7 protein-coding genes, 1 rRNA gene and 1 pseudogene are annotated in these 9,260 nt (G+C 73.3%); 6 read left to right on the plus strand and 3 right to left on the minus strand.

Features of this window, described 5'->3' with window-relative positions; translation table 11 throughout:
• Window positions 1–64: 64 nt before the first annotated feature.
• Both mtrB and mtrA read right to left on the minus strand, forming a co-directional pair.
• Window positions 65–2,080: an MtrAB system histidine kinase MtrB gene (mtrB, locus tag ACZ66Z_RS31785; protein WP_469939004.1), complete on the minus strand. Its 2,016-nt coding sequence runs from the start codon at window positions 2,078–2,080 to the stop codon at window positions 65–67.
• A gap of 1 nt (window position 2,081) precedes the next feature.
• Window positions 2,082–2,759 carry a two-component system response regulator MtrA gene (gene mtrA, locus ACZ66Z_RS31790; RefSeq protein ID WP_031076503.1) on the minus strand — a complete coding sequence of 226 codons (678 nt, stop codon included), beginning with the start codon at window positions 2,757–2,759 and terminating at the stop codon, window positions 2,082–2,084.
• 261 nt (window positions 2,760–3,020) lie between these two features.
• On the opposite strand from mtrA, the pseudogene ACZ66Z_RS31795 reads away from it, so the two are divergent.
• The 6 genes and pseudogenes from ACZ66Z_RS31795 to ACZ66Z_RS31820 all read left to right on the plus strand — a co-directional run bounded on the left by ACZ66Z_RS31795 (window position 3,021) and on the right by ACZ66Z_RS31820 (window position 9,072).
• Window positions 3,021–3,357: pseudogene (locus ACZ66Z_RS31795) on the plus strand (deoxyxylulose-5-phosphate synthase).
• Window positions 3,358–3,646: 289 nt separating this feature from the next.
• Window positions 3,647–4,861, plus strand: a complete 1,215-nt coding sequence (locus ACZ66Z_RS31800; protein WP_469939005.1) for a DUF7847 domain-containing protein — start codon at window positions 3,647–3,649, stop codon at window positions 4,859–4,861.
• A gap of 4 nt (window positions 4,862–4,865) precedes the next feature.
• Window positions 4,866–5,558, plus strand: a complete 693-nt coding sequence (locus ACZ66Z_RS31805; RefSeq protein ID WP_469939007.1) for a DUF4129 domain-containing protein — start codon at window positions 4,866–4,868, stop codon at window positions 5,556–5,558.
• Complete coding sequence (locus tag ACZ66Z_RS31810; protein ID WP_469939008.1) at window positions 5,555–6,769, plus strand: DUF4350 domain-containing protein; 1,215 nt, start codon at window positions 5,555–5,557, stop codon at window positions 6,767–6,769. Before ACZ66Z_RS31805 ends, ACZ66Z_RS31810 begins: the two co-directional genes overlap by 4 nt.
• Window positions 6,766–7,749, plus strand: coding sequence for an AAA family ATPase (locus ACZ66Z_RS31815; protein ID WP_469939009.1), 984 nt, complete (start codon window positions 6,766–6,768; stop codon window positions 7,747–7,749). Before ACZ66Z_RS31810 ends, ACZ66Z_RS31815 begins: the two co-directional genes overlap by 4 nt.
• 12 nt (window positions 7,750–7,761) lie before the next feature.
• Window positions 7,762–9,072, plus strand: a complete 1,311-nt coding sequence (locus ACZ66Z_RS31820; RefSeq protein WP_469939011.1) for a DUF58 domain-containing protein — start codon at window positions 7,762–7,764, stop codon at window positions 9,070–9,072.
• A gap of 96 nt (window positions 9,073–9,168) precedes the next feature.
• Here the strand turns inward: ACZ66Z_RS31820 and rrf are convergent.
• A 5S ribosomal RNA gene (gene rrf / locus ACZ66Z_RS31825) occupies window positions 9,169–9,260 on the minus strand; the annotation flags it as partial.

Raw genomic sequence — 9,260 nt, forward strand, 5'->3', positions numbered from 1 at the left:
GCCGCACGCGGCGAGGACCACCGCGCGTGCACCCCGTCCCCGCCCCGCGTGCTCCGCTCGGGAGTCAGCGCCCACGTGTCCCGTCCTCCTGCTCCAGATGCCCGTTCCCCCCGGCCGCCGCCGGGCCCGTACCGCCGTCGCCGTCCGTCGCCCCGCGCGCCACGACCCGTGCGCCGCTGCCGGGCAGCGCCGTCGGATCGACGGTCGCGCGCGGCTGCGCGGGCAGCCTCGGCGGTACGGCGAGCGCCGACCGGTCGCCCACGGGCTGCGCCGGCACCGACATGAGCCGGCCGCTCTCCTGGTCGCGTCCGGCGGCCGCCTGCTCGCGGCTGCGCCGGGAGTCCTCGGGCTCCAGCGGGATCGGGGATCCCCGCAGCGGCTCGTCCGCGGTACGCGGCAGGGTGAGCCGGAACTGCGAACCGCCCCCCGGCTCGCCCCAGGCCTGGAGCCAGCCGCCGTGCAGGCGCGCGTCCTCGACGGCGATCGACAGGCCGAGACCCGTGCCGCCGGTGGTGCGCGCGCGTGCGGGGTCGGCGCGCCAGAAGCGGTTGAAGACCCGGGTGGCCTCGCCCGGCTTGAGTCCGACGCCGTAGTCGCGGACGGCGACGGCGACGGCCCCGCCGGCGGCGGCGAGCTTCACGACCACGTCACGGCCCTCGCCGTGCTCGACGGCGTTGACGACGAGGTTGCGCAGCACCCGCTCGACGCGGCGGGCGTCCGCCTCGGCCACCACGGGCTGCTGGTCGCCGAGGACCACGATCCGGGTGCCCTTGCGCTCGGCGAGGGGTTCGGCGCCGCCGATGACCCGGCGGACGACCTGGCGCAGGTCTATCGGCTCGGCCTCCAGGGCGGCCGCGCCCGCGTCGAAGCGGCTGATCTCCAGGAGGTCGGAGAGCAGCGACTCGAAGCGGTCGAGCTGGTCGCCGAGGAGTTCGGCGGAGCGGGCGGTGATCGGGTCGAAGTCGACGCGGGCCTCGTGGATGACGTCGGCGGCCATCCGGACCGTGGTCAGCGGGGTCCGCAGCTCGTGCGAGACGTCGGAGACGAACCGCCGCTGCATCCGTGACAGCTCCTCCAGCTGCTGGATCTTGAGCTGGAGGTTGGAGGCCATCTTGTTGAAGGCCTCGCCGAGGCGCGCGATGTCGTCCTCGCCGGTGACCTTCATGCGCTCCTGGAGGCGGCCGGCGGAGAGCCGTTCGGCGATCCCGGCGGCCATCCGCACGGGCGTGACGACCTGGCGGACCATGAGCCAGGCGATGGCGCCGAGCAGCACGACGACGAAGAGTCCGGCGGTTGCCAGGGTCCCCTTGACCAGGGTGAGGGAGTCCTCCTCCTGGTTCAGCGGGAAGAGGTAGTACAGCTCGTACTGGTCGCCGTCGGCGTCGTTCAGCCGCTTGCCGATCACCAGGCCCGACTCGGACGCCTTGCCGCTGGTGTAGTGGATCCGCGTGAACTTCTGGTACGTCCCGGTGCCCTGCGCGACCCAGTGCCGCAGGTCCGCCGGGATGCTCGTGGTCGGGTCGACCTCGCCGGAGGCACGCGCGCCCCGGCTCGCGGTGTCACCGGTGTCGAGGGAGAGCGCGACCACGTTGAACGCGCTCTGCCCACCGCTGGCGAGCTGCTCGACCAGCGTGGAGCGCCAGTTCACGGAGGCGCCGGCCCGACCGCCGTCCTGCTGTCCGGGCACCGAGGGGGTGGTCGCCGCCCGGTCCTGGGCGGCGGAGAACCCTCCGGCGGCCTGGCTCTGGGCGGCCCTCTCCTTGGCCTCGAGCAGGCCGTTGCGGACCTGCCCGATGACGACGATGCCGAGCAGCAGCACCACTCCGAGGGACATGAGCAGGGTGCCCGCGACGATCCGCAGCTGGATGTTCCGCCGCCACAGCCGCACGGCGGGCAGCAGCGGCCGGCGGACCCAGCGCGCGAAGAGCCGGAGGACCGGTCCGCCCCGCGCACCGTCCCGGAGGAGCCCCCCGGCGCGCAGCAGACGGCCGAATCGCGAGCCCCCCCGCCCCGGTCCGGCAGTCCGCCCCGTACGGACCCCCGGATCCCCGGGCTTCGGAGCAGTACTGCCCGTGCTCACGTCAGCTCGGCCCCGCCTTGTAACCGACACCGCGGACGGTCACCACGATCTCCGGGCGCTCGGGGTCCTTCTCGACCTTCGAGCGCAGCCGCTGGACGTGCACGTTCACCAGCCGGGTGTCGGCCGCGTGCCGGTAGCCCCAGACCTGCTCGAGGAGGACCTCACGGGTGAAGACCTGCCACGGCTTGCGCGCGAGCGCGACCAGCAGGTCGAACTCCAGCGGGGTCAGGGCGATGGACTGCCCGTCCCGCTTCACGGAGTGCCCGGCCACGTCGATGACCAGGTCCCCGATGGTCAGCTGCTCGGGAGCCGGTTCCTCGGACCTCCGCAGCCGCGCCCGGATACGGGCGACGAGCTCCTTCGGCTTGAACGGCTTCACGATGTAGTCGTCGGCGCCGGACTCCAGGCCCACGACCACGTCGACGGTGTCGCTCTTGGCCGTGAGCATGACGATCGGCACACCGGACTCGGCGCGGATGAGCCGGCACACCTCGATGCCGTCCCTCCCGGGCAGCATCAGGTCCAGCAGCACCAGATCGGGCTTGACCTCCCTGAAAGCGGCAAGCGCCTTGTCACCGTCCGCGACGAACGACGGCTCGAACCCTTCACCCCGCAGCACGATGCCGAGCATCTCGGCCAGTGCGGTGTCGTCGTCGACGACAAGAACGCGTCCCTTCATATCGACATCATCCCATTTCCGTATCAGTCCTGAGGCGGCTGGTGAGATACCTCACTGACCTGCGGCGACGTCCTTGATCAACCGTCGGTGACTGCCCGTGTTCATGGGTGTTGATGTCGGTCATGGATGTCACCCCCGTGTCCCCCCTGGTCGCGCAGAACCGTACCCCGTGCCGCCCCGCGCGGCCCATGGGGAGGCCGTCCCGCATCAGCGGAGAAAATTTCCTGGCAGCCCGGCCGAGCGAGCTCCTACCCTGCCCCCATGAGCCACGGCAAGACCTCCTACGTGTGCCTGCCGTGCCGGGCCTCGTACAAGCAGTTCCACGGTCCCGATCGTGAACGGCGCTGTCCACGCTGTGCGCGGGCGATGATCCACGCCGGTTCGGCGTTCGCGCCGCCCCGACGACGCGACAAGGACGCCTGGCGAGTGCTGTCGGTCCTCCTGCACGCGGGGATCGGCTTCCACAAGAGCTGCTGCGGAGGCCCCGGCCGGCGACCCACCACCCTGCGCGAGATCAAGGCCCGCACCGCGTACGCGCACCGCACCGCACCGCACCGGCGAACCCACCGCACGAGCCCTGAGGCGCTACGAGGTCTAGCCGCCGAAACCAGCCCCCCTGCCCGAGCCGCGCCCCCGTGGAGGAGCGGCCCGCACGCTCCGCCGACGCACGGTTCGCGCGACCCGATCGGGCGTCCGCAGCGTGTGCCCCCTGCCACTCGCACCGCGAAGGTCCGGACAAAGGTACGAAGGAGATGCGGGCTCCGGCCCATGGGCGGGCCCCGCGTGGCACGATGGCACCCGGCCCGCCGCCGTGTCAGGTGTCGGCCGCCGTGACCGAGCCGGTTCGCCGATCCGGCGCCGCGACCATTCCTCCGAGGTGGACGACCGTGAACGACACTCCGGGCTGGACCTCGCCCGGATCCGCCCCCTCCGACGGCCAGGACGGCTCGGGGGTCACCGGCCCTCCCTCCTCGACCGACGCGAACGGCTCTGCCCCCCAGTGGTCCAAGGACCAGCCGCCCGCCGGCCAGTGGTCCCCCCCGACCGACCGGACCCCGCCCCCGGCGCCCGCCCAGAACTGGGGAGCCCCGCCGCCCGGCGTCCACTGGGGCAGGCCTCCGGCAGCGAAGCCCGGAGTCGTCCCGCTGCGCCCGCTGGGCATGGGCGAGATCCTCGACGGCGCGGTGAAGACCCTCCGCACCTACTGGCGCACGGTCCTCACCATCACCGTCACGGTCGCGGTGATCTCGCAGATCGCCAACATCGTGGCCCAGCGGTACCTCGTGCCGACGCCCCCCGAGGTCAATGTCGACGCCACGCCCGCCGAGCAGCTGCAGCAGTCCGTCGACTCCGCCCAGGCCTCCCTGATCGCCCTGGGCCCCTCGCTCCTCGTGACGATGATGGCGTCGCTCGTGAGCGCCGCCCTGCTGACCGTCGTCATCAGCCGCGCGGTCCTCGGCCGCCCGGTCTCGCTGGGCTCCGCCTGGCAGGAGGCCCGCCCGCGCCTGCTCCAGCTCCTCGGCCTGACCCTGCTCCTCGCGGCGATGGCCGCCGCCCTCGTGACCCTCGGACTGCTCCCCGGTCTCCTGATCGGCGGCGCCCCGGGCGTGGCCCTGACCTTCCTCGGCGGCCTGGGCGCCGTCGTGGCCGTCGTCTGGCTGATGATCCGCTTCAGCCTGTCCTCCCCCGCCCTGATGCTGGAGCGCCGGGGCGTCGTCCCGGCCCTGAAGCGCTCGGCGAAGCTGGTGCGGGGCTCGTGGTGGCGGATCTTCGGCATCATCATGCTGACGCAGCTGCTGATCTTCCTCTTCGCCATGATCATCGCGATCCCGTTCACCATCATCGGCATCGCGGTCGACGGCCAGGGCTTCTCCGGCCTGCTGTCCGGCACCACCACCGCGTTCGGCTGGCCGTTCCTGATCATCACGGGGATCGGCGGCGTGATCACCAGCGCGATCACCTACCCGATCTCGGCCGGCGTGACCGTCCTCCTCTACGTGGACCAGCGCATCCGCCGCGAAGCCCTGGACCTCGAACTGGCCCGGGCCGCGGGCCTCCCCGGCTACGACCCCGCGCCGGGCACCCACGCCGTCGGGGGCTGATGCGGTGACGTTCACGGGGGGAACGGCCGCGGCACCGGCACGGCTGCGCGCCGACGGCGACACACCGGTCGACATCTCCCGCGTCCCCGCCCGCGAGGCGGCGGAGCGGGAGCTGTCCGATCCGAGGTACCACGAGAACGACCCGAACCTCCTCCAGCGCGGCCTCAACCGCTTCTGGGAGTGGCTGGACGACCTCTTCGGCGCCGCCTCGGGGGCCACCCCGGGCGGCGTCCTCGGCCTCGTCGTCATCGTCCTGGTGGTGGCCGTCCTGGCCGCCGCCCTCTGGTGGCGCCTCGGCACCCCGCACCGGACCCCCGGCGCCACCGGCGACTCCCTCTTCGTCGACGGCCCCCGCACCGCCCGGGACCACCGGACGGCCGCCGCGCGCCACGCCTCCGCCGGCCGCTGGAACGAAGCCGTCCAGGAACGGATGCGGGCCGTCGTCCGCTCCCTCGAAGAACGCGCCCTCCTCGAACCCCGCCCCGGCCGCACCGCCGACGAGGCCGCCGCCGAAGCCGGCCGCTCCCTCCCCGCCCACGCGGACGATCTGCGCCTCGCGGCCCGCACCTTCGACGACGTCACATACGGCGGCCGCACCGCCGACGAACCCGCGTACCGCCGCGTCGAGGCACTGGACACCGCCCTGGAACGGACCCGCCCCACCCTCGACACCGCTTCCACGGGGACGCCCGCATGAGCCGCCCGGTCACCGGCACCACCTCGACGGCCCCCTCCGCCCGCCAGGTGTGGACCCGCGCCCGCGGCGCGGTCCTCGTGCTCGCCCTGATCCTGACCGGCGGCCTCGCCCTCGCGACGGTCCGGTCCACCGACGCCCACGGCGCCCTCGACCCACGCTCCGCCGACCCCCACGGCAGCCGCGCCGTCGCCGAACTCCTCGAGGCCCGCGGCGTCACCGTCACCCTCGCCACCACCCTGGCCGAGGCCACGGCGGCCACGCACACCGGAACCACCCTCCTGGTCACCACCCCCGACCTGCTGACGCACGCCCAGCAGTCCATCCTCCACTCGACCATGACCGGCACCGCCGCCCGCACGGTCCTCGTCGGCGCGGGCCGCACCTCCCTCACCACCCTGGCCCCCGGAATCACCAGCGCCCCGAGCGCCCCGGTGGAGGAGCGCGCCCCCGGCTGCGCCCTGCCGGCCGCCACCCGCGCCGGCAGCGTCGACCTCGGCGGCGAGCGCTACGAGACCTCCCCCGGCACCCCCGCCGAGGCCTGCTACCGCTCCGACGGCCTGCCCACCCTGCTCCTCCTCCCCGACACGGGCAGCGGCACGGGCACCACCGACACCGTCCTCCTCGGCTCGCCCGACATCCTCTACAACTCCCGTCTCGACCAACGGGGCAACGCCTCGCTGGCCCTGCAACTCCTCGGCTCCGAACCCCATCTCGTCTGGTACCTCCCCTCCCTCTCCGACACCTCGGCCCCCACCGACACACCCGCCGACGACACCACGGGCAACTTCTTCGCGCTCATCCCCTCCGGCTGGCTGTGGGGCGCCCTGCAACTCGCCCTCGCGGCCCTGCTGGCCGCCCTCTGGCGCGGCCGCCGCCTCGGCCCCCTGGTCACCGAGCGCCTCCCCGTCGCCCTCCGCGCCTCCGAGGCCACCGAGGGCCGCGCCCGCCTCTACCGCAAGGCGAACGCCCGCGACCGCGCCGCCTCCGTCCTGCGCACCGCGACCCGCGCCCGGCTCGCCCCGCTGCTCGGCGTCCCCGTCCAGGACGCCCACTCCCCCGACCGTCTCCTCCCTGCCCTCTCCGTCCGCCTCCCCGAGACGACCGCGGACCCCAGGAACCTCCTCTTCGGCCCGGCTCCCGCCGACGACGCCGCCCTCATCCGCCTGGCGGACCAACTCGACGCCCTCGAAAGAGAGGTACGCACCTCATGAGCGCCCCGACCTCCGAGACCGTCACGGACTCGGACAGCGCCCGCGCCTCCCTGGAGGCCCTGCGCACCGAGATCGCGAAAGCCGTGGTCGGCCAGGACCCCGCCGTCACCGGTCTCGTCGTCGCCCTGCTCTGCCGGGGACACGTCCTCCTCGAAGGCGTCCCCGGAGTCGCCAAGACCCTCCTGGTCCGCTCGCTGGCGGCTGCACTCGAACTCGACACCAAGCGCGTCCAGTTCACCCCCGACCTGATGCCGAGCGACGTCACGGGCTCCCTGGTCTACGACGCCCGCACCGCCGAGTTCTCCTTCCAGCCCGGTCCGGTCTTCACCAACCTGCTGCTCGCCGACGAGATCAACCGCACGCCCCCGAAGACCCAGTCCTCCCTTCTGGAGGCGATGGAGGAGCGACAGGTCACGGTCGACGGCACCCCGCGCCTCCTCCCCGAACCGTTCCTGGTCGCCGCGACCCAGAACCCCGTCGAGTACGAGGGCACCTACCCGCTCCCCGAGGCCCAACTGGACCGGTTCCTCCTCAAGCTGACGGTCCCGCTGCCCTCACGCGCGGACGAGATCCACGTCCTCACCCGTCACGCCGAGGGCTTCGACCCCCGCGACCTGAAGGCCGCCGGCGTCCGTCCCGTCGCGGGCCCCGCCGAGCTCGAAGCGGCCCGGGCCGCCGTCGCCAAGGTCTCGGTCTCCACCGAGATCGCCGGCTATGTCGTCGATATCTGTCGTGCCACGCGTGAATCCCCCTCGCTCACGCTCGGGGTCTCCCCCCGAGGCGCCACCGCCCTGCTCTCCACCGCCCGCGCCTGGGCCTGGCTCACCGGCCGGGACTACGTCACCCCGGACGATGTGAAGGCCCTCGCTCTCCCCACCCTGCGTCATCGCCTCCACCTGCGGCCCGAGGCCGAGATGGAGGGGGTCACCCCCGACTCCGTCCTCAACTCGATCCTCGCCCACGTCCCCGTCCCCCGCTGAGAACGGCGCCCCATGGCCCTCACCGGACGAACCGCGCTGCTCGCCGCCCTCGGATCGCTCCCCGTCGGCATCCTCGCCCCCAGCTGGGCGGGGATGCTCGCGGTGAACGCGCCCCTCTCCCTCGCAATTCTGTGCGACTACGCCTTGGCCACGCCAGTACGAACGCTCCAATTCACCCGAAGTGGTGATACATCCGTTCGACTCGGTGACGAGGCAGAGGTCCAGCTCACCGTCACCAACCCGTCCCGCCGCCGTCTCCGCGCCCAGGTCCGCGACGCCTGGCCGCCCAGCAGCTGGCTCCCCGGCACCGAACAGGCCTCCTCACGCCGTCGGCTGACCGTCCCCGCCGGGGAACGCCGTCGTCTCACCACCAGCCTGCGACCGACCCGCCGCGGCGACCGCCACGCGGAACGGGTCACGGTCCGCTCGTTCGGCCCCCTGGGCCTCGCGGCCCGCCAGGGCCACCACGAGGTCCCCTGGACCGTCCGCGTCCTGCCGCCCTTCACCAGCCGCAAGCACCTGCCGTCGCGCCTGGCCAGGCTCCGCGAGCTCGACGGCCGCACCAGCGTGCTCACCCGCGGCGAGGGCACGGAGTTCGACAGCCTCCGCGAGTACGTCCCCGGCGACGACACCCGCTCGATCGACTGGCGGGCCACGGCCCGTCAGACCACCGTCGCGGTCCGCACCTGGCGACCCGAGCGCGACCGCCACATCCTGATCGTCCTCGACACCGGCCGCACCTCGGCCGGCCGCGTCGGCGACGTCCCCCGCCTGGACGCCTCCATGGACGCGGCCCTCCTCCTCACCGCTCTGGCCTCCCGAGCCGGCGACCGCGTGGACCTCCTGGCCTACGACCGCCGCCTCCGTGCCCAGGTCCAGGGCCGCTCCGCCGGCGACGTCCTGCCGGCCGTGGTCAACGCCCTCGCCCCGCTGGAACCCGAACTCGTGGAGACCGACGCCCGCGGTCTCGCCGCGACGGCCCTGGCGCGCGCTCCCCGCCGCTCGCTGATCGTTCTCCTGACCGGTCTCGACGCCGCCCCGATCGAGGAGGGCCTCCTCCCGGTCCTCCCCCAGCTCACCCAGCGCCACACGGTCCTGGTGGCCTCCGTCGCCGATCCCCATGTGACGCGCATGGCCGAGGGACGCGGCGCAATCGAAGCCGTCTACGAGGCCGCGGCCGCCACTCAGACCCAGTCCCAGCGCACTCGTACTGCGGACCAGCTCCAGCGCCACGGCGTCACGGTCGTCGACGTCACTCCCGAGACCCTCGCCCCCGCCCTGGCGGACGCCTACCTCGCCCTGAAGGCAGCAGGCCGCCTCTGAACCCGGCGACAACGTGGTCTCCGAAAGGAGATCCGTTCGTGCCGTAAACGCAGAAAAGCCCCGCACCATGAGGTGCGGGGCTTTCCCACAATGATTGTTCGGCGGTGTCCTACTCTCCCACAGGGTCCCCCCTGCAGTACCATCGGCGCTGAAAGGCTTAGCTTCCGGGTTCGGAATGTAACCGGGCG

The sequence above is a fragment of the Streptomyces sp. NPDC107498 genome (assembly GCF_055582805.1).